At 54.2% G+C, this 19,575-nt stretch carries 20 protein-coding genes; 7 read left to right on the forward strand and 13 right to left on the reverse strand.

The window, feature by feature from the left end; translation table 11 throughout:
- Positions 1-30: 30 nt before the first annotated feature.
- The 3 genes from purB to RCI_RS03835 all read right to left on the reverse strand — a co-directional run bounded on the left by purB (position 31) and on the right by RCI_RS03835 (position 2,986).
- Positions 31-1,374 (reverse strand): adenylosuccinate lyase, encoded by a 1,344-nt coding sequence (gene purB, locus RCI_RS03825; protein WP_048197992.1) that lies wholly within the window; start codon positions 1,372-1,374, stop codon positions 31-33.
- A gap of 147 nt (positions 1,375-1,521) precedes the next feature.
- Complete coding sequence (locus RCI_RS03830) at positions 1,522-2,214, reverse strand: glycerophosphodiester phosphodiesterase (RefSeq protein WP_158308864.1); 693 nt, start codon at positions 2,212-2,214, stop codon at positions 1,522-1,524.
- A 142-nt stretch (positions 2,215-2,356) separates the two neighbouring features.
- Positions 2,357-2,986, reverse strand: coding sequence for a hypothetical protein (locus tag RCI_RS03835; protein ID WP_012035077.1), 630 nt, complete (start codon positions 2,984-2,986; stop codon positions 2,357-2,359).
- 183 nt (positions 2,987-3,169) lie between these two features.
- Here RCI_RS03835 and RCI_RS03840 point away from each other — a divergent pair, with 183 nt between their 5' ends.
- The 3 genes from RCI_RS03840 (at position 3,170) to RCI_RS03850 (ending at position 5,811) form a co-directional block, all read left to right on the forward strand.
- Complete coding sequence (locus RCI_RS03840) at positions 3,170-4,120, forward strand: tyrosine--tRNA ligase (protein WP_012035078.1); 951 nt, start codon at positions 3,170-3,172, stop codon at positions 4,118-4,120.
- Between the two features lie 71 nt (positions 4,121-4,191).
- Positions 4,192-4,512 carry a translation initiation factor eIF-1A gene (gene eif1A, locus RCI_RS03845; protein WP_048197994.1) on the forward strand — a complete coding sequence of 107 codons (321 nt, stop codon included), beginning with the start codon at positions 4,192-4,194 and terminating at the stop codon, positions 4,510-4,512.
- 246 nt (positions 4,513-4,758) lie between these two features.
- Positions 4,759-5,811, forward strand: a complete 1,053-nt coding sequence (locus RCI_RS03850) for an RQC domain-containing protein (RefSeq protein WP_012035079.1) — start codon at positions 4,759-4,761, stop codon at positions 5,809-5,811.
- Positions 5,812-6,197: 386 nt separating this feature from the next.
- Here the strand turns inward: RCI_RS03850 and RCI_RS03860 are convergent, their stop codons facing one another.
- The 3 genes from RCI_RS03860 to RCI_RS03880 form a co-directional block, all read right to left on the reverse strand.
- Positions 6,198-6,443, reverse strand: a complete 246-nt coding sequence (locus RCI_RS03860; RefSeq protein ID WP_148266515.1) for a hypothetical protein — start codon at positions 6,441-6,443, stop codon at positions 6,198-6,200.
- Positions 6,444-7,330: 887 nt separating this feature from the next.
- Positions 7,331-8,662: a phosphoglucosamine mutase gene (gene glmM / locus RCI_RS03875; protein ID WP_012035084.1), complete on the reverse strand. Its 1,332-nt coding sequence runs from the start codon at positions 8,660-8,662 to the stop codon at positions 7,331-7,333.
- Positions 8,663-8,671: 9 nt separating this feature from the next.
- Positions 8,672-9,481: a molybdopterin synthase gene (locus tag RCI_RS03880; RefSeq protein ID WP_012035085.1), complete on the reverse strand. Its 810-nt coding sequence runs from the start codon at positions 9,479-9,481 to the stop codon at positions 8,672-8,674.
- A gap of 607 nt (positions 9,482-10,088) precedes the next feature.
- Here RCI_RS03880 and RCI_RS03885 point away from each other — a divergent pair.
- A complete protein-coding gene (locus RCI_RS03885) occupies positions 10,089-10,937 on the forward strand; it encodes a ribose-phosphate diphosphokinase (protein WP_012035087.1) in 849 nt (282 codons plus the stop codon).
- 267 nt (positions 10,938-11,204) lie between these two features.
- Here the strand turns inward: RCI_RS03885 and RCI_RS03890 are convergent, their stop codons facing one another.
- The 4 genes from RCI_RS03890 to RCI_RS03900 form a co-directional block, all read right to left on the reverse strand.
- Complete coding sequence (locus tag RCI_RS03890) at positions 11,205-11,810, reverse strand: LysE family translocator (RefSeq protein WP_012035088.1); 606 nt, start codon at positions 11,808-11,810, stop codon at positions 11,205-11,207.
- A 45-nt stretch (positions 11,811-11,855) separates the two neighbouring features.
- Positions 11,856-11,984: a hypothetical protein gene (locus tag RCI_RS17450; protein ID WP_269446490.1), complete on the reverse strand. Its 129-nt coding sequence runs from the start codon at positions 11,982-11,984 to the stop codon at positions 11,856-11,858.
- 187 nt (positions 11,985-12,171) lie between these two features.
- A complete protein-coding gene (locus RCI_RS03895) occupies positions 12,172-13,461 on the reverse strand; it encodes a UDP-glucose dehydrogenase family protein (protein ID WP_012035090.1) in 1,290 nt (429 codons plus the stop codon).
- Between the two features lie 82 nt (positions 13,462-13,543).
- Positions 13,544-13,843: a hypothetical protein gene (locus RCI_RS03900; protein WP_148266517.1), complete on the reverse strand. Its 300-nt coding sequence runs from the start codon at positions 13,841-13,843 to the stop codon at positions 13,544-13,546.
- Between the two features lie 142 nt (positions 13,844-13,985).
- On the opposite strand from RCI_RS03900, the gene RCI_RS03905 reads away from it, so the two are divergent.
- Positions 13,986-14,342, forward strand: a complete 357-nt coding sequence (locus RCI_RS03905; protein ID WP_158308865.1) for a NifB/NifX family molybdenum-iron cluster-binding protein — start codon at positions 13,986-13,988, stop codon at positions 14,340-14,342.
- Positions 14,335-14,694, forward strand: a complete 360-nt coding sequence (locus tag RCI_RS03910) for a NifB/NifX family molybdenum-iron cluster-binding protein (RefSeq protein WP_012035093.1) — start codon at positions 14,335-14,337, stop codon at positions 14,692-14,694. Before RCI_RS03905 ends, RCI_RS03910 begins: the two co-directional genes overlap by 8 nt.
- A 3-nt stretch (positions 14,695-14,697) precedes the next feature.
- On the opposite strand, the gene RCI_RS03915 is transcribed toward RCI_RS03910, so the two are convergent.
- The 3 genes from RCI_RS03915 to RCI_RS03925 form a co-directional block, all read right to left on the reverse strand.
- The gene (locus RCI_RS03915) at positions 14,698-14,919 is read right to left on the reverse strand and encodes a DUF3006 domain-containing protein (RefSeq protein WP_012035094.1); all 222 of its coding nucleotides are present in this window, start codon (positions 14,917-14,919) and stop codon (positions 14,698-14,700) included.
- Positions 14,920-14,959: 40 nt separating this feature from the next.
- Positions 14,960-15,745, reverse strand: a complete 786-nt coding sequence (locus RCI_RS03920; protein WP_158308866.1) for a ComEC/Rec2 family competence protein — start codon at positions 15,743-15,745, stop codon at positions 14,960-14,962.
- A gap of 228 nt (positions 15,746-15,973) precedes the next feature.
- Positions 15,974-16,795 (reverse strand): alpha/beta fold hydrolase, encoded by an 822-nt coding sequence (locus RCI_RS03925; RefSeq protein ID WP_012035096.1) that lies wholly within the window; start codon positions 16,793-16,795, stop codon positions 15,974-15,976.
- Positions 16,796-16,968: 173 nt separating this feature from the next.
- On the opposite strand from RCI_RS03925, the gene RCI_RS03930 reads away from it, so the two are divergent.
- The gene (locus RCI_RS03930) at positions 16,969-19,563 is read left to right on the forward strand and encodes a helicase C-terminal domain-containing protein (protein WP_012035097.1); all 2,595 of its coding nucleotides are present in this window, start codon (positions 16,969-16,971) and stop codon (positions 19,561-19,563) included.
- Positions 19,564-19,575 lie beyond the last annotated feature (12 nt).

The raw sequence follows: 19,575 nt of genomic DNA on the forward strand, positions 1-19,575 counted from the left end.
GCATATCTTAATATATCGTTTTATATATAATTACTTTGTCTTGTAGCCTTCTTTCCGCAGGACTTCTTCAACCTGCTCGACCGCAGTGCCGATATACCCCTCAGGGTCGGTGATCATGTCGACTTCTGCAGGAGTGAGCTTCGCGGAAATTTCGGGGTTTTCCAGCAGCGCCTGTTTTAGTGTCAGGCCCTGCTCGAAAGCCTTCATCGAGGCTTCCCTGACGATCTCGTGAGCCTTCTGCCTGCCGAAGCCCCTGTTCGCTAAAGCGATCATGACCGCTTCGCTCATCTGGACGCCCCGGAGGACGTTGAGGTTGCGCTTGATATTTTCAGGATAGAAGGTCAGGCCGGTGATGACCCGGATGGCCTTGTTCAGGATGTGGTCGAGGAGAATCGAGGCCTCGGGGATGATGACCCGCTCGCACGACGAGTTGGTCAGGTCCCTCTCATCCCACAGCACGTTGTTCTGCAGCGCCGGCTCCACGTAGGACCGGACAACCCGGGCCAGACCGCAGACCTGCTCGGCATTAATGGGATTGCGCTTGTGCGGCATCGTGGAAGAGCCCACCTGCTTCTTACCGAAGCCCTCGGCAAGCTCGCCGATCTCGCTGCGCTGCATGAGCCTGATCTCGAGGCAGATCTTGTCGAGTGTGCTCGCGACGCCCGCGAGGAACATCATGTATTCTGCGTGCCGGTCGCGCTGGATGATCTGGCTCGAGACTGTGACGGCGGGGATGCCGAGGTAGCTCATCGTGAGCTCCTTGATCCTGATTCCATCCTTGCCGAAAGCCGCCTGAGTGCCTACGGCACCGCTCATCTGGCCGACAGCCACTCTGGAGCGCATTTGACTGAGCCGCTCCTGGTGCCGGGAAACCTCCATCGCCCAGATCGCAAAACGCAGCCCGTAAGTAGTGGGGACTGCAAGCTGGCCGTGAGTCCTGCCCGCGGTGACCAGCGTCTTCGTCGCATCCGCCTTTTCGAGCAGCGCCATCTTCAGCTTCTGGAGCTTGACCTCGATGATATCGAGAGAGTCTTTCAACTGCAGCCCCAGGCCCGTGTCCAGGATGTCGTTAGAAGTAGCCCCGTAGTGAATCCACTTGCCCGCTTCCTCGCCGCAGACCTCTGCGAAGCCTAATACAACGGCCATCATGTCGTGGCTGATCTCGTCCTCGATCGCCCGGACCCGCTCGACGCTTACCTTATCCACGTTTTCGCCGATGATCCTGGCGCACTCTTTCGGCACGATGCCGACCTCAGCTTCCGCCCGGGCCAGCGCAGCCTCGACCAGCAGCAGCTTTCGGAGTTTGGCCTCCTCTGTCCAGACCGCCTTCATCTCCGGCGTCCCGTACCTGAACTCAATCGGGTGTATTGCCATGAAAATCAATCATCCTGTGAGAGTAAAATCAAGGCTTAGATATGCACACGACCATTAAATAGTATACGCTGGCCAGAGTGATGAGAATAGCGTCCTGGCGTTTGATCAGTTTTCCGGCGTTTGTTATAGCTATCATCCACTATCAGCTCAGGCCGTTACCGCATGCGGCTCTATTTGTCTGAGCCGGTCTGGATAGTTGCTGCTGATGAAGTCGACGCCCATGTCGGCGTATCTGGCCACGTCGCGGGAGTCGTCGATGTTCCATACGCACACTAAAAAGCCGTCTCTGTGTGCCTCGTCGACGATGTCGCGGGAGACGATGTCCTTTCTCAGGAAGATCGTGTCGGCGAGGAAATCGTTGTGTAAACGGTGGAACTCGATGGGGAGCTTGCTAGCGATGGCGGCGGTCATGATGCCTGGCCGGAGTTCTTTGACCCGCCGGATGGAGTAGTAGAAGAAGGAAGAGATGATACAGTCCTCTGAAAAGTTATTTTTCTCCACGATGTCGATCACGTCGTTTTCGAGGCCTTCGAGCTTCAGCTCGATGATCAGCTTTTTTTGGCCGCTCTTCACCAGATCGATGGCTTCCTGTAATGTGGGCACTTTCTCGCCCTTGCCGGCGTCGAGCTTCCTGATGTCGGCGAGGCTCATCTCGCTCACTTTACCCCGGCCGTTCGTCGTCCTCTCCACGGTATCGTCGTGCATGACAACGATGTGCCCGTCGGCGGTGCGCCGGACGTCAAGCTCGATCCAGTCCACCCCGAGCTCTATCGCTTTTTGAAAGGAGCGGAGCGTGTTCTCCGGCTCGTAGCCCGCGGCGCCCCTGTGACCGATGACCATGAAATCATACATACGAGAATATGGGAGATACACGCTTAAAGAAATTAGGCGTGCGAGAGACGAAAACAAAACAGTGAAGCGGGGATAACCGCAAAAGCGGTAATCCCGCCGGTACCCGGCCAGAAATTTTCGTCAGGCAGGCTTAGCCTACCCCTGCCCAGACGCTTACGAGAGTCGCGTTACTGTCATACTCCCATGTTACCTGGCGCTTATCGAGGGTCCTCAGGAACGATAAGGACTTATTATAAGCGTTGATGCTGCCACTTTCGTTAAGGGTCCAGAGGACGTTGACCATGGCAACGTCAGTCTTGCCGACGTTGTAGACGTCGATGGTCAGGAGATTGTCGGTCCTGCCATCGGGCAGCACCTTAGGTTCGACACGATAGGTGTACGAGACTGCCGGATCGGCCTCCAGGAAGGTGTTCAGCCGGTTGTCCACGAGGCTGCTCTTGTTCAGCAACGCGTTGTACAGCTCGGACACGTTGTCATAATTTGCTTTGATAGAGAGATAATCGTCAGTCTGACGGTTGAAGTTAGCGTTCAGCGTGGCATAGTCGGCGCTGATCTGGCTGAAGTTCACGCTTAACGCATCGTATTCGGCCTGTTTTTCCAGTATCGCCGCCTCCTGCGCTTTGTTCGTCGAGAACAGGGCAAACGTTACGGCACCCAGTACAATGACGATCAGTACCAGTACAATCACAATCTTGCCTTCGATCGAGCCGCTGAAGGCGCCCTGGCCTCCGCTTAACGGTTTATACTTTTTACCGTCCATATTCCGTCCCCATGTGCCTTACTACTTACTCCTATATAATTTTGCGGTAACTGAGGAGATACAGGTTTACCGGACCGGCGCCGGATTTCGAGCCGCAATGGTGTAATCCTGCCCTGCTCACGGCAAAGCCTTGACCAAAATGATTTATAGCCGGTGAGATACTAAATACGCAGTGGTGTATCAATGGACAAGCTTGCACTTGTCACCAGAAACGTAGAAGAAGTGGTGACTATAGACGAACTGAAGAGCCTGATGGATGCCAACCCGCACCCGAAGGTCTACGTCGGCTATGAGCCCAGTGGCAACATCCACCTGGGTCACATGATTACTGTAAACAAGCTTATCGACTGCCAGAACGCAGGGTTCGAAGTGACCGTCCTGCTGGCAGATCTTCACGCCTATCTCAACCGCAAGGGCACGATGGAGGAGATCGCAAAGATCGCCGAGTACAACAAGCGCTGCTTTATCGCCATGGGCCTTAGCGAGGACAGGACGAGGTTCGTGCTGGGCACGAGCTACCAGCTATCCCCGAAGTACGAGACGGATGTCCTGAGGCTGGCCTGCGACACTACCCTCAACAGGGCCCGCAGGAGCATGGACGAAGTATCCAGGGACGCGGAAGACCCGAGAGTATCCCAGATGGTCTACCCGCTGATGCAGGCGCTGGACATCGCCTACCTCGACGTCGACGTGGCCATGGGCGGCATCGACCAGCGCAAAATCCACATGCTGGCCAGAGAATCCCTCCCGTCGCTCGGGTACAAGAGCCCGATCTGCCTCCACACTCCGATCCTGCTCGGGCTGGACGGCACCAAGATGTCGTCGAGCAAGGGTAACAACATCAGCGTGGACGAGCCGGCAGAGTCCGTGACGAAGAAGATCGAGAAGGCGTTCTGCCCCATCGGCGTCACCGAAAACAACCCGGTGCTGGACCTCTTCAGGTACCACATATTCATGAAGTACGACAGCATCACGATCGAGCGGCCCGAGAAACACGGCGGCAACATTACCTTCGATAGCTATGAGGCACTTCGCAACGACTTTGCGGAGAAGAAGGTACACCCGATGGACCTCAAGAAGGCGGCAGCGAAGTACATGAACCAGATACTCGAGGCCGTCAGAAGCCGAATGTAAGGTATAATTAGACAAATTCATATATTAGCATCGCTTTAAAGCATCTAAATCGAAACAGAAGTGGTGATAAACTGAACAGGCCAAACAGAAATGAGCCCACAGTTGGCGAAGGCGAGCAGTTTACCAGAGTCCGCACTCCTAACAAGAGGGATGGCGAACTCCTCGGCACCGTTACCAACATGCTGGGCGCTAACAGGGTCGTCGTCCACTGCACTGACGGCGTTACCAGAATGTGCCGGATACCGGGCAAGATCAAGAAGAGGATATGGATCCGCGAAGGCGACGTAGTCATCGTCGTACCCTGGGAATTCCAGAACGACAAGGCCGACGTAATCTGGCGGTATACTCAGCCCCAGGTCGACTGGCTGCAAAAGAAGGGCTTCCTGTCTTGAGCCAGAGAAAGGATTGTAGTGATCAACTAAAAACAGTTTATCACCAAAACAAACCTTGTGAAAAAAGATCAACGGCATGGCGCCAGACATCCAAACAAAGGACGGCGCCAGCCAATACTCGTTTTCTAAGAAAAGCTCACGAGCATACCAGACCTTCGCTCTCAAGCCACAACGATAATATTATACAGGTTGGGCTTAAAAGATATCTCGAATGAGGCCTGATCGTAGGCGACAGGGGCATTTGTGATGTCTACACTGGACGATTTTATAGAAACAACTGTCGACGGAACCGAGGCTTCTAAGACTATTATCGAGTGCATCCGCCAGCTTCAGTGGCCATATGGCGCCACCCATATCGGCCAGGTCATCGCTGGTAAAAAGCTCAAGAAAGTGCTGGACCAGAAGCATGATCAGCTGCCAGTTTTCGGCATCGGCAGCCAATATTCCGCAGATCAGTGGAAAGCCTGGGTGAACGAACTGGTCGCTCAGGGCTATTTGACTAGAGAGCCGGGGCTGTATCCAGTTATAACTCTCAACGAGCGGAGCGTCGAGATTGCGGATGGCATTGCCAGAGTTCAGTTGAGCAAGCCTGTAGAGGTAAAAGTGGCCGAGCCGAAACCGGTAGAAGTTAAATCAGAGGGTCTGCCTGCTACGTACGATCTCAAGCTCTACGAGGTACTCCGGCTATGGCGCAATCGTCTCGCAGAAGAGCAGCAGAACCCACCTTACGTCATCCTCACCAACGGCGACATCAAGGCCATCTGCTCTCTCTATCCGATGTCGATCGACGAGCTCACGGCCATCAAGGGCATCGGCCCCAGAAAGGCGCAGAACTACGGAGAAGCCATCCTGGACATGGTCAGCGCCCACGTGAGCGAAAACGGCATCGTAATGGGCAGCACGCTGGCTGAACCTCCGAAGGACGAGCCCAGTCCATGGGGAAACGATCCTCTGGAAGCGGCATACAACATGCAGGAGTATATACAGTCGCTGCAGGATGAACTAAAAAAGACAAAGGAAGAGCTGGAAGCCCTGTACGAGCGGATTGCAGCCTCCGGCCAGATAGAGTCAGAGCAGTACAGACTTTTCACGGAAGAGAAATACAGGCGGTCGATCGATCAACAGTTGTTCTACAGCCGGTACCCGGAGATTTTCCTGAGGAACGCTAAAATTACCCTGACCAGCGCCCAGAAAGAGGTCCCGCCCGAGGCGTTAGAGCCGTACATAATCAGAGAGGCTCACACAGCCTATAAAGTTGAGAAAAGAGGCCATGAATCGGCAGATCAGGAAAGGCCTTGAGAAACTGTGCGGCCGATTACACGGGAGATCGGGGCTGCCGTATCTTGACAAATATGTTATAGATACCAAGAAGAACAAAGAAACCCCATAACAGGGCAGCTAAGAGCAGTAGTGCCCTCATGTAGCTGTTTTTTACGCTAAATGCGAGTAAGATGGCCACGAACAGCATGATAACTATCCCGAATACCCCTATCGCCCGCTCCCACATTTTCAGTTGCCGGCCTACCAGCCAGATTAAAATGAAGCCGCCCAGTAAGAGCATAATCGTACCATTAAGCGGATTTCCTGCGATTACAGCATAAACTCCTATTGCTACCGTGATTAACCAATGATCGCGCCCAGAATAGCACCGATTTTTTGTGTATGCGGAAGGCTCCCGGGGACGATCATCTGAGACGGATACCTCCCATGCTTCGACCCCTGGTCCATATACTCGCAATATTAAGGGCAAAGTATACAAAGATCATTGGTACGACCCACGCCGGCCATTTACCCAGCAGGAACCAGCCAGTTAGCAGGATAGCGGGTATACCGATGAATTCAAACACTAGATATAGCAGGGCATATGGTTTTATGTGAGCATCGTAGAACTCGTCGGGGCTCATTTGCCGGGGATCTTTGGTTTCAGGCATCAGTAGACCACCCTCATTAGTCACCCGTTCTCAGATCGTTCGAGCGGCTGCTTCTTAATAAACACATTATAGGCCCCTATCAGCACAATAAAGCTCCAGGCTATAGTCAGTAATAGCATAATTCCCTTCAGGTACAAGTTTTCTGTGACAAGTATAACCGATGCCCCAAGTAGAATGCCAAGGGTAAGGGATAGTACCGCAAGCGGACGCTGGTATTGCTTCGCATATTTACCTGCAAGAAGACTAAGAACGAAGCAAATCGGCATTAACATTAATACAAATTGGGGATAGTTGCCAGTAGCGATCAGGACAAAAAAGTTAAACCCGAGGATAGGAATCATCCCAAGGATGCACAATAAGATCAAGATATTTTTAACTGACACGTTCACTACTCCATGAGATACCACCAGTCAATTACAAGCTAATGAGACATAATAATTATGCCACTATGCCCATAATTATCTGAAAAATAAAAATGTTGCTCTTCCTCAATTTTGGACGGTTTACCGAAACCTGTTCTCACATTGTGCATGATCAGATCAGATCCCTGTCAAGGATGGGGACCAGGGATGGTTTCACGGAGATGAGCTTTTTAGCCGCCAAGCTCGCCAAGAGGCCAAGGCCGCCAAGAAATATGGGTGATACTAAAAGCAGTAATCAGCTTTTCATTCGGCTTGGCGGGCTTGGCTCCTTGGCGGACTTGGCGGTATTTTCGACCAATGCAGGGCAAACTTTCAATTTTTCATAGCCTCTACCTGAATATCCCATTTTTCATAAAGCGAGTACCTGGCGATATTTTCAAACTATTAATGGTCAACAACTAATTATCGGCATACGATTCTACATCCAGCAGTCGGAGAAGAACCGAAAAAAGAAGAAGATCGTTTTTATTTATTGTACTCGGTCACCAGGCTGACGCCATACTCAGCCAGCCTCTTCGCACCATCACAAGTCTTCGATTCAGCAAAGACCCGGATGATCGGCTCCGTGCCGGAAGCCCGGACGAGCACCCAGCCATCATTATTGAAGATCTTGACGCCGTCGGTAGTGTCGATCTTATCGCCCTTCGCGTGGGTGGCGATCATCTTCAGGACTTCATTCTTGTTCTTGCAGTGGATCTTCTCCTTAACGCTGTTATAGCAGGGCACTGCATCGACGATTTCGCTCAGCTTCTTACCGGTCGTGGCCAGCATTTCGAGCACCGAGGCCGCGGACATGCCGCCGTCCCGGCAGTACTGGAATTCCGGATAGATCAGGCCGCCGTTGCCCTCTCCGCCGAAGACTGCGCCGACCTGCATCATCTTTCGGGCTACGTGGATGCTGCCCACCTGAGTCCAGATGACTTCCTGGCCGTACTTCTTCGCAATGTCCTCGATGAGGGAGGAAGAGCTGACCGGAGTAACGATAGTGCCGGGCTTGCGCTGTAATTTGTACTCCGTCATCATGGCCAGCAGTACGTCCTCATTGACGAACCTGCCCTTGTCATCCACGAAAACTGCCCGGTCTGCGTCTGCATCGTGGGCGATGCCCATGTCGGCGCCGGCTGCGACTACCGCTGCTTTCAGGTCATTGATCTCGTTGCCGGTGGGTTCCGGGTTCCTGCCCGGGAAGGTGCCGTCGACCTGGGCGTTGAGCGATATGACTTTACAGTTCAGCTTCCTCAGCAGGAAGGGCGTGGTCAGGCTGGCCGCTCCGCAACCGGTATCGGAGACGACCTTGAAGTTCTTCTTTCTGATCGCTTCCGCGTCGACGGCCTTGATGATGCCGTCGATGTACATAGGCTTCGGGTCGAAGCTGGACAGCTCGCCAGTCTGGCTCCAGTTCGCCTGCCTGTAGCTGCCCGAGAAGTAGATCTTCTCCACTTCAGCCTCGTCAGCCCTCGACATTTCCGTGCCGTCGCCTGCGACGCCTTTGACACCGTTGTACTCGGGAGGGTTGTGGGAGGCGGTGATGATGATGCCCGCATCTGCGTGGTGCTTCACGTAATACTGGACGGTCGGCGTGGGTGCGATGCCCAGATCTACCACGCTGCAGCCAGTGGAGAGCAGCCCCGCGATGACGGCGCTCTTGAGCATCTCGCCGGACTGGCGGGTGTCCCGCCCTACTGCGATCTTACCGCCCTTGAGCGTGCCGATACTCTTCGCCAGGTTCATCGCCATCTCAGGTGTCATCTCCACGTTCGCGATACCCCTGACTCCGTTAGTGCCAAATAATGCCATGAAAATCAATCACTCCTTGTCATGTACCCAGTACTCACCGGAGACTGTCATTTCCTTCTTCCAGATGGGCACTTCTTCCTTAACCCTTTCGATAGCTTCGCGGAGTATAGGGAATAGTTCTTGCCGGTGACCGGCGGCCACGACTATGTAGACAATGTCTTCCCCCGCCTCGATCCTGCCGGTCTTGTGGTGGATGATGACGTCGACAATGCCCGGCGCCTGCTTCAGGTCAGCCTCGATCTTCGCGATGCGCTCTTTGGCCACAACATCGTAGCTCTCGAACTCAAGGGCCTTAGTGATCTCGTTTTTGGCAATTTCTCTCACGATGCCGGTGAAAGTGCCGATAGCCCCGGCCTTCTTGATCTCAGGATTGCGATGTACTCTGGCGATCAGCTCGGGTAGCGTGACCTCGTCCGGCTGAGCCTTAGCAATAGCGGCCAGCTGCTCTCCCGTGGCGTTGATGTCCACCCTGGCGACGATGTTCTCAGCTTCGACGTCGCCGATGGCGATTTTCGGCAGACGGCTCTGTTTGAAGCCCTCGACCACGACGTAATCGACACCTTGCATAGACATTTCTTTAAGCGCGCTATTGATGTCGCTGGTCTTGAGCACCATTACGCTGCGGGTCGGCGTAACGCCGATGGTCACCGAGGCGCCGCTCGCCAGGTGCCGGTCCGTGTCCCCGCCGAAGGGCAGGATCTCGTCCTGCGAGTGCTTGATCGTGCCTACCTTGCCTGTTTTCGCGAGCTCCGAAACCAGCCGCTCCACCAGCGTAGTCTTTCCCGTTTTCTTGTATCCCACTATGGCAATGACCTTCATAAGATACAGAATAATGTATGCGTGAAGCATTAAAGTTTACCGCGGGCGGGTGCCGGGAAGGAATATGCACGTAATCCATCCGATTACTTCCCGTTAAGATGACGAGGCTGCGCTGTGCCATACTGGTTGCCTATGTATGGTGTGACAGTAATACGAACGCTGCGCTGTGCAAAATCTCACAGATGCCACAGATTAGAACAGATGCCACAGATTACGCTTGATTCCACTGATAAACAGAAAACTGATCGATTGTTCTTTTATGATTGCTATCGGTGATCGAATAATATTAGAGTATTCCATCTGTGCTATTGAGTAGTAATCTGTGGATTCGACAGAGAAATCTGTGGAATCAACCTGAATCTGTGGCATCTGTGAGGATTAGCACAGCGCAGCGTTCGTGTACGTTCACGAGCACACAGAGACAACAGGATACGAGCATTCTGGTAATGATGGTAGCACAGCGCAGAGTTTGTCTTGCGGTCTCACGATGTACCGGCAACTGGAAAATCCACTATGATAACCAGGGGCGGGATAGATTTATATGCCTTTAGGGCAAGTAGCCAACAAGCGATAATAAAAGTAATAAAAAAGGTGTATGTGAATGGGCATGAGGATCGTGGCAGGGCCGGCCTCGCAGCTGCTGGCAACACGGACGGCGGCACTGCTGGGCTGCGACATCGACCTGACGGATTACAAGGAATTCCCGGACGGCGAAGTGTACAGCAGGGTGACCGGCGAGGTGGCCGGGAACGACATAGTCATCATTCAGAGCACCCCGACCGCCAGAGACTACATCTACCTTTTGCAGCTCATCGACGCCTGCGACGAGGCGAAGAGCCTCAAAGTCGTCATCCCGTACTTCGGCTACGCCCGGCAGGACAAGCGGTTCAACCCGGGAGAGCCGATCAGCAGCCGGGCTATCGCCCGCACTATTAAGGCCGATCAGGTCTTCACCATCAACATCCACGACCGCTCCGTACTGGCACACTTCCCCTGTAAGGCAGAGGACCTGAATGTGGCGCCGGAGATCGGCAACCACATCGAGGGCATGAAGCTCCACAACCCGCTCGTTCTCGCGCCTGACGATGGCGCCCTAAATCTGGTCAAGTCTGCGGCAACACTAAAGGGCCTCGCGTACGACTACCTGGAGAAGACCAGGCTCTCGGGCACCGAAGTCAAGATCGCCCCCAAGAACCTTGACGTCAAAGGCCGGGACGTAGTACTGCTCGACGACATCGTCAGCACCGGCGGCACCATCGCAGAGGCAGCCAAACTACTGAGAGTCATCGGAGCAAAAGACGTACATCTCGGCTGCGTCCACCCTGTGCTCGTCGGCAACGCTGTAATCAAGCTCTACCGCGCCGGCATCAAGTCGGTCATCTCCACCGACACGCTCGAGAAGGCGACCAGCAGAATCTCGGCTGCGCCTATCATCGCTGAAGCGCTGAGAAAATAAACTTTTTTACCCAGGCCCCGTGTGTGTAATAACCACAACGTGCAGCAATTTAATTTTTTACCGCAGAGGCACAGAGACGCACAGAGACGCACAGAGAAACGGTTAACCACAGAGTGCACAGAGTCGCACAGAGATTTTCTATTTAGATTTAATAAAAACCAATTGTAGGGATAGTCTCTGTGAACCTCTGTGCACTCTGTGCCTCTGTGGTGAAAAACTCCCTGTGCATCTCTATGGTAAAACTCCCACGCTCTCAGGGGTTTTCATTTAGAGTCCCAGCACAGGCCGGACTACATCTGCTATCAGTATAACTCCGAAGGCCAGCATGCACAGGCCGCTGGCGAGCATGATGACCGGGTACAGTGCCTTAAACTTCGATTTTGCATAATGGACGGCGAGGGACAGGCTGGTGATCCACGCGAAGAGCCCGAACATGAACCCCGCTACGCCGAGGACGTTGAACAGTGCAACGAAGGCTGCTCCGGCTGTCGCCCACCAGACGATGCCCATTGGGTTGGTGATCGCAAGGGACAGGCCTTTTACATACGGGTGGCCGAGCAGTTTTCCCTCGTTTTCCTCCGGGGGGCTGCGGAAGTTTTTGAGAGTGCTCACGGCTAAGTACAGCAGGATAAGGCCGCCTACGACTGAGATGAGGGTGCGGGCTGTAGCCCCTGTGAGCAGCACAGAAACTCCGATTACCGTCAGGATCAGATAAAAAAAATCGGCAGTCATTGCGCCGAGGCCGATCATGATGCCGCCTGCGTAGGACTTCTTTACCGATTCGGCGGCGATGGCCGCGTTCACCGGCCCCGGAGGGACGCCCAGCGACAGGCCCAGCAGGATGCCAGCTATGATGCCTGACAGGTCAAACATAGCTGCAATTGTAGCGTTATTGCCTAAAAAAGGTTTTGCGGAAAATCACCAGCGCTGTCGTTCCTGCTGTCTGCGCCTTTCCATCCGTTCTTCCCGCTCCGCCTCTTCATCGTCCACGACGGCGCGTTTCGGGTGACGCCGCTCATAGCAAGTTTTACAGACGCTGTGTACCATACAGTGGCTGCACACGACCTTGTGACACATCTTACACGTGCTCAGGCGGTTCGAGGGCTTTTTACAGATTGGACAGATTCCGGCTACTTGCATAGTACCACTTAAGGGTTTATTTGGCGTAAAAGGTTAAAGCCTTGTTGTACCATTTTTGTAAGTATACCGGGTCCAGTATTATATTTAAGATCACTCACCAGCAGATGCCTTCGTAGGTGATGCCTTTGATATCCGGATTGACCACCCTGCGGCCGTCGATCACGATCTTCGACTTCATCCGCCCGAACTCGCCGTTGAGCTTGCCGAACTCGCCCCACTCAGTAGCGATCAGGCACGCGTCGGCACCATCGAGGGCGTCGCCCGCGTTGCTGAAGTAGGAGATGTTGGGGTAGACATTTTTCATGTGCTCCGAAGCCATGGGATCATAGGCAGTCACGACGGCACCTTCTGCCAGCAGCATGCCGATTAAGGGGATTGCCCTGGACTCCCGGATATCGTCGGTGTCGTTCTTGAACGCCAGGCCGAGCACGGCGATCTTCTTGCCGTTCAGGTCGGGGACGTGTTTCTTCAGCAGCCTCAAGGCGATCAGCGGCTGCCTCTCGTTGACCTCGAGCACAGTCTTGAGCAGAATAGGCTCGTAGTCCACCTCGGAGGCCTTGCCGACCAGCGCCTTTACGTCCTTAGGGAAGCAGCTGCCGCCGAAGCCGAGGCCGGACCGGAGGAAGTGCGGGGAAATTCTAGCATCCAGGCCCACGCCTTCCATGACTTTATACGTATCGATACCGAGGAGCTTGCAGATGTTGCCGACCTCGTTGGAGAACGAGATCTTGGTCGCCAGGAACGCGTTGGAGACGTACTTGATCATCTCGGCGGTCTTGGTGTCCGCTGTAAGAATGGGGCACGTGTAGCCGGCGTACAGATTTCTGATGACTTCGCCGGCCATCGGATCGTCCGCGCCCACGACGATGCGGTCGGGGTTCATGAAGTCGTAGACCGCTTTGCCCTCTCTCAGAAACTCGGGGTTCATGCCCACGCCGAAGTCCTTGCCCGCCTTCTTCCCGGAGGCCTGCTCCAGAATCGGGGTGACGACCTTTTCAGTGGTTTCGGGCACCACGGTGCTCTTGACAACAACTACGTGATAGGAGGACTTGTTCTTCAGGCGCTCACCGATGCTGCGGCTCGCCTCCCGGATAAACCGGAGATCGATCTTGCCGCTGGCGTCTGTAGGAGTGGGAACGCAGATGAAGGAGATGTCGCTGTTCGTTATGGCGTAATCGTAGTCCGCCGTCGCTTCCAGGTTCTTGCCGGCATGCTCTTTTAAAAGTTCTTCCAGCCCTTCCTCGTAGATGGGCGGAATGCCCTGGTTGATCTTATTTATACGGCCGGGGTCGACGTCCACGCAGATAACGTCATTGCCTCTGTGCGCGAAACAGGTACCTGTCACGGTACCCACATAACCCGTTCCGATAATGCTGATCTTCATGAAAACCACTGACATATCAGAGCGTTGGTAAACAAATAATTTGTGATGTCCTTCGCACAAGAATAGAGAAAAATAAGGACGCTTAGAGTACGAAACAGCCGGAAAACAGCGCCTCTATCTCCCCCATCGCCTGTCTCGCGTCAGCCTCGTCCTTAATCTTCCGAAGATCGACCCGTCCGGAGCGGTACAGGATTAAGGTCCAGTCCTTGTAGTCGAACTTGGCCACGCCGAGGCTTTCAGAGCACTTTGCGCCGGGGATTGCCTTTGAGGTCTCACATACCGCTTGCATGTCGAGCTTGCGCCCGAAGCTGGACTCTGCGATGAACCTGTTTGGGGCGTCGGTGCATGGGCGGGTGATCACGATGGGGTAGTCGGGGGGCATATCCTGTATTTTATAGTATTGTAGACGCCATATAGCTTTTCTTATCATGGCCTCCATTGAAGATGTACTTCAATTGAAGACGGACACCCATCAGGAATTTAACTGATCAGGCCCAAACCATATGATCACCATGAGATTAGCGGTGCCAGCAATTAATAACGCAGGAATGGACGCAGGCCTGCATGACGGTTTCACCGGATGTAAGTTCGCTATCGTAGTTAACGTGGATAATGACAGGATAAAGAAGGATTTCGAAGCCGTCCCGGTGGATGAGGGAACTGACACAGGCAGGCTGGTGTTTACGCTGAAAGGGAAAGGCGTAGAAGCGGTGATTGTCAAATCGCTGACAGAGCGGGAGCGCCAGATGATCGCGGGCACAGGCATGCAGGTGCATGTGGGAGCTGTGGGCACAGTATGGGATGCAGTACGCTCGTACATCGATGGCCGGCTGGAGGACAGGTCAGATCTGAACCCGTGCGAGGGACACTGCCATGGTTAAGGTGGCTGTCCCGATCGAATCTGCCAACGGCATGCTGTCGGAGCTGAATGATCACTTCGGCATGGCCGAGGACTTCGCCGTCTTTGAGTACGATCATGGAGAGATCAGCGATCTCAGGTTCATGCACAACGATCAGGAGAAGCCGGAGCCGAAGACCAACGCGCAATTCCTTGCCGACGAGGGAGTCAAAATAGTGCTCGCAGGCTTTATCGGCCCGCACATGCTGACAGTGCTCCTGGGTGAGGGCATCCGGGTCTTCAAGGGTGCCGCAGGCACGCTGGAGGACGTTTTGGAGGACTTCAAGGCCGACATGCTGACCGAAGTCCATACGCCGGGCGAGATGCTGGACTGAGGATCAGTCCTTCGATTTCTTTTTCAGCTTCTCGATAAGATCGGAGACCCTCTTTTTAGCCGCTTCGGTGCCCTCGACGTCTTTCGATATGCAAATATCAAGGATGTCGCCCTCTTTACAATCCTCTGGCAGCAGCCAGACCGGGATGTGCAGTACAGTCGGCACCTCGCCCCTGACGATCAGCACTGCGAGGTCTTCTTCGAACCTGTCGATTGTGGCTTTCATGATCTCAAGTCCATATTAATTATAGTCATTTTAGATTAAGCTATGCTGGCGCCCTCCGCTCTGCTACAACTGTAATCCCTTTGCCGTCCGAGGTCACGACGACGTCGCCATCGTAGTCCGTGCGGTAGATCGTCGCTCCCGCAGCCTCAAGACGATTCATTGCCTCTCTGGTCGGGTGACCGTAAGGATTGCCGGCCCCGACTTCGATCACGGCGATCTTCGGCTGGACAACTTTAAGGAAGGAAGTGCCGGAGGAGTACTTGCTGGCGTGGTGCCCGACCTTGAGTACGTCGCTCTGCAGGTTGTAGCCAGATTTGAGCAGGTCGCCTTCGACGTCGAAGCCTGCATCAGCCATGAAGAGGAACGACACGCCTCCATGTGTCAGCCTCAGCACGATCGCCCGATCGTTCAGGTCTTCGTAGTTTCCGGCCACTGCGAGCACCTGCACTACGACGCCCGGGGCGAAGTCTATCATGTCTCCTGGCTCTGGAACCACGTACTTGATGTCCTTCTGGTCGATCAGCGTCAGGTATCGCTCATAGGTCTGAGTCGTGTGGGGCACGCCACTATCATAGATAACCTTCACTGGGAAAGCATTCAGCACCTCGGCCATGCCGCCGATGTGGTCGCTATGGGGGTGAGTGGAGACCAGTACATCGATGGTGCTCACGCCGTGCTCTTTCAAATACGAAGTGACGGTGCTGCCCGAATCGAGGGTGCCCGCGTCGATCAGCATGTTCTTGCCGCCGGACTGTACGAGCATAGAGTCACCCTGGCCCACGTCTATAAAGTGTACGATCAGATCACTGCCAGGTACAGGGGTCACTGATACTCCAGGGGTAGCAATTACAGGCGTAGCGGTAATCGTACCCGTCGGCACTGGCTGTGGTGTAGGAGTGATACAGCCGGCAATAGTGATGAAAATAATTGTAAATATTCCAGATAGGGCAAGAATTGACTTTTTCTCTGTGAAATGAGACATACTAAATTACCTGTTCGGCAAACGGAACCGTGTAATAGTATAATGAGATAAACGTTTAAATTTATGGGATACTTAGCGGGCCTTTTCTTCTACACGGTCCAGCCACTCTTCTACCAGGACGTTGAAAACTGCAGCCTGCTCGATTTGCAGGCTATGGCCGGCCCGATCGAGGATGGCGAAAGTGCCCCGGGGATAGTTCTCTACCAGCATAAGATGATCCTGGTAGCCCACAGATATATCCTGACGTCCGGCCAGCAGGAGGAACGGCTTTTCAAAGGGAGGATGATCATCCACATCGTACGACAGCGGGTAACCGTACTTCTGGAACCCCTCAGTAAAGTTCGTGTCCTCCAGGCTTATGCCAGGCATGATATCCTGCTTAAACCGTGTCCACGTATACTCGTCGAGCACTGTAGCCATGGATTCGAAGTGATCCCTTTCCCCCCGGCTCAGCGAATTGAGAAGGGCCTCGTCCTTAACGATAACGATGCGTGGTGGTAGCCTGCGTTTATGGCGTTCTGGAACGACCAGCGGGCAAATCAGCAGCACACCGTCTATGCGCTCCGGCATATGGAGGATGAGCGCTCTGGCAAGGTAGCCGCCGTAGGATTCTCCGGCAACCAGAAATGTGCCTTCCGGAATCACCTGTTCCAGAAAACGTACTATCAGCTCCACCATCCTGTCAGAGTTGTCGATAGTCCGGCTGGCTTTAGTCTGGCCCATGCCCGGCAGGTCGAAGTATATGCGCCGGTACCCTGGACGGCCTGTGAAGATGGGCTCAAGGCAGCCGCTCATCACGTAATGATCAAGGCCGTAGCCGTGGATCATCAGCACGGGCTTCCCTTCGCCGACTACTTCGTAGTATACGTCGACGTTGCCGATACGCTGGAACATAAAGAGTCTCCATATGTAAAGATGCGGGATATGCTGTTATGCGTTTCCCGTGTCAGGGCAGGCGAAAAGCCACGTAAACCCTGTAGGCGGTTGCCGATATGATAATACTTTCAGCGCAGCCGAACCAGAACGGTAATATAACCCGGGTGTAGTATAGCTCTTAGACTTTTATCATGAGTGATCAGCCCTACCACAGGTACTTTCCTAAGCCATCCTGCTACCAGAACCAGGAAAAGGCAATGGAGACGATCTATAAAGCCCTCGGAGAGAGCAAGATGGTGCTTTTCGAGGGTGCCTGCGGCACGGGAAAGACGCTTTCAGCGCTGGCACCTGCGCTGGCCGTAGGCAAGGAAACTGGAAAAAAGGTGATCATAGCCACGCCGGTGCACCAGCAAATGGCCCAGTTTATAGGAGAAGCCCGGGAGATCAGGGCGAAGGCAGGCATCAAGGCAGTCACCTTTATCGGCAAGGAAAAGATGTGCCCGGCCGGGAAGAATGTCCACGCCTGCAGGTCGGCCATGCTCGCGACCGACGCCCTGCTTGATGCAGAGAAAGACACAGCCAAAATGCGACAGCTGATGAAGACGGATGACTGGCGCAGCATGAGTCCGGACGAGCGCCACAATTTGACCCGGAGCATGACGATGAGGGAGGATGCGATCAGGAGACTGCGGGCCTCATCATGTGACTACCTTTACAAGACGCTCAAAGAACCGAATGACAGGTTCAGGCAGTGGCTCTACGACAGCGTCAGGTCCCCGGAAGACGTGATCGACCAGTCCGAGAAAGAGGGCAAGTGCGGCTACGAGTTGCTGAAAGACTACCTCCGGGAGGCCGATCTGGTAATCTGCAACTACCATCACCTGATCAAACCCGAGTTCAGGGAGCGCTTCCTGACAGTCCTCGGGTGCAAGCTGTCAGACGTCATCCTCATCTTCGACGAAGCCCACAACTTAGAAGAACAGGCCAGAGCCAGCGCATTAGCCCCTATCGATGAAATTACCATCGATCTGGCCGAGAAAGAGGTTATAAGGCTCAAAGCAGACAAGGAAACCTATAATGAGGCCGAGCTGAGGAAAGGCAAGGAAGAGGCAAGGCTGCTGACTACCTTAAAAGAGACTATCAGGCAGACCTACAGCGACAGGCTCAAGTTCGGGCAGGCCGAGCGGATTACCTCGAGGGGTATCGACATCAGGATACGCGACCCCGCGGGCACCGACGACTTCTTCTGTATAGCCTTTAGAGAAAAGCTGTCAGCGATCGGTATTTCGCTCGACGAGGCCCTGCTCAGGGTTCAGATGATGGGCCTGGCGATCTACGCTCAGGCGGAGGAAGATTTCAAGAGTGGAAGGACTCCCTCGTTCGACGGCTCCAAACTCCTCGACGTGGCGACTTTTCTCGATCACTACGTGAAGCTGTCATCCAGCGACGCCCACTACCCGGTCATCAGCGTGCGCAAGACTGCCGACGCCCGGCTGTACGGCGCCCTGGAGCTGTGCAACTGCATTGCCGGGGAGCTGTCTGAGCCGCTGCTGGACGGCCCTGCCGGAGTAGTGCTCATGTCCGCAACCCTGCAGCCATTCGACACTCTGAAAGAAGTGTTGCGGATCAAGCGGGATACAGTAGAGATCGCCTTCGGCAGCCCGTTCCCCCCGGAGCGCAGGAAGACGATAGTGGTGAATGCAGGGCCCCTCATGTTCGCTAACAGGGGAGATCAAAATCTCGAGAAGACGCTGGTGCAATTATTCCAGGACGTAATAGAAGCCTCCGCAGGCAATGTGCTTTTCTTTTTCCAGACGGCGGAAGAGGCGAGGAAGTATTCGCAGCTGATCAAGACCGATGTCCCGGTCCTGGTACCGGAAAAGGGTACTTCTCCAGAGAAGCTGAAAAACCAGTTCTTCGGGTACGGCGATTCGGGCAGTAAAGCAGTCTTGATGGCCTACCTCTGGGGCACCCTGACAGAAGGCGTGGACTACAAGTACGACAGGTGCCGCACAGTCGTCATCGTCGGCGTCGGGCTGCAGAACTACAGAGATGACAGATCTCAGGCGATCATCAACGCCTACGAAAGCCTGTACCCCGGCAAAGGCATGGAGTACGTCGTATCCCAGCCGGCGGTCAAGAAGATCAGACAGGCCTGCGGCCGGGTCATACGATCGCCGACGGACTACGGCGTCACCATCCTCGTGGACAGCCGGTACACGAAGCAGTACTCTGACCGGTTTGGCAAGATGGGCTACTTCTACAAATTCCCGGAAGAAGAGAGAAAAGAGTTCGTCGAGCTCAAACCCGAAGACGTCAAGCCTGCCATGGTCGAATTCTTCAAAAATATTGGGCCGATCGAACTGCCGGCTTTCCAGCCGGCATCCGGTATGGCCATGTCAGACGGCGGTAAAAGGACAAAGATGGAGAAGAAACCGCCAAAAGCAACCCTGAAGCCGCAAACGGTAAAGCCCCTGACAGCTCAGGCGCAAGAAGATACCGATCCTTTGTCCGGAATGCTCGCCCGGCTCAAAAGCCCCAACAGCTCCATGCGATGGAAGGCAGCCATGGACCTCGGCACCACTGGTAATCCAAAAGCAGTCGAGCCGCTGATCAGGGCGCTGGACGATTCGGACACAAAAGTGATCATGAATGCCATTTGGTCGCTTGCGAGACTTGGAGACGTCCGGGCGCTGGACCCGCTCCAGCTACTGTTCAGACACAAGGATAAGAACGTCAGGGACGAAGCGAGAAAAGCGGTCAAGAAGATATACGGCAAAAAGTAATGGTTAAGGCTA

This window comes from Methanocella arvoryzae MRE50, from assembly GCF_000063445.1.
GTDB lineage: Archaea > Halobacteriota > Methanocellia > Methanocellales > Methanocellaceae > Methanocella_A > Methanocella_A arvoryzae.

Excerpts from the sequence above, each read along its gene's own strand:
- purB (WP_048197992.1), bottom strand. The coding sequence starts at position 1,374 with ATGGCAATACACCCGATTGAGTTCAGGTACGGGACGCCGGAGATGAAG.
- RCI_RS03830 (WP_158308864.1), bottom strand. The coding sequence starts at position 2,214 with ATGGTCATCGGTCACAGGGGCGCCGCGGGCTACGAGCCGGAGAACACG.
- RCI_RS03835 (WP_012035077.1), bottom strand. The coding sequence starts at position 2,986 with ATGGACGGTAAAAAGTATAAACCGTTAAGCGGAGGCCAGGGCGCCTTC.
- RCI_RS03840 (WP_012035078.1), top strand. The coding sequence starts at position 3,170 with ATGGACAAGCTTGCACTTGTCACCAGAAACGTAGAAGAAGTGGTGACT.
- RCI_RS03850 (WP_012035079.1), top strand. The coding sequence starts at position 4,759 with ATGTCTACACTGGACGATTTTATAGAAACAACTGTCGACGGAACCGAG.
- RCI_RS03860 (WP_148266515.1), bottom strand. The coding sequence starts at position 6,443 with ATGCCTGAAACCAAAGATCCCCGGCAAATGAGCCCCGACGAGTTCTAC.
- glmM (WP_012035084.1), bottom strand. The coding sequence starts at position 8,662 with ATGGCATTATTTGGCACTAACGGAGTCAGGGGTATCGCGAACGTGGAG.
- RCI_RS03880 (WP_012035085.1), bottom strand. The coding sequence starts at position 9,481 with ATGAAGGTCATTGCCATAGTGGGATACAAGAAAACGGGAAAGACTACG.
- RCI_RS03885 (WP_012035087.1), top strand. The coding sequence starts at position 10,089 with ATGAGGATCGTGGCAGGGCCGGCCTCGCAGCTGCTGGCAACACGGACG.
- RCI_RS03890 (WP_012035088.1), bottom strand. The coding sequence starts at position 11,810 with ATGTTTGACCTGTCAGGCATCATAGCTGGCATCCTGCTGGGCCTGTCG.
- RCI_RS17450 (WP_269446490.1), bottom strand. The coding sequence starts at position 11,984 with ATGGTACACAGCGTCTGTAAAACTTGCTATGAGCGGCGTCACCCGAAA.
- RCI_RS03895 (WP_012035090.1), bottom strand. The coding sequence starts at position 13,461 with ATGAAGATCAGCATTATCGGAACGGGTTATGTGGGTACCGTGACAGGT.
- RCI_RS03900 (WP_148266517.1), bottom strand. The coding sequence starts at position 13,843 with ATGCCCCCCGACTACCCCATCGTGATCACCCGCCCATGCACCGACGCC.
- RCI_RS03910 (WP_012035093.1), top strand. The coding sequence starts at position 14,335 with ATGGTTAAGGTGGCTGTCCCGATCGAATCTGCCAACGGCATGCTGTCG.
- RCI_RS03915 (WP_012035094.1), bottom strand. The coding sequence starts at position 14,919 with ATGAAAGCCACAATCGACAGGTTCGAAGAAGACCTCGCAGTGCTGATC.
- RCI_RS03925 (WP_012035096.1), bottom strand. The coding sequence starts at position 16,795 with ATGTTCCAGCGTATCGGCAACGTCGACGTATACTACGAAGTAGTCGGC.
- RCI_RS03930 (WP_012035097.1), top strand. The coding sequence starts at position 16,969 with ATGAGTGATCAGCCCTACCACAGGTACTTTCCTAAGCCATCCTGCTAC.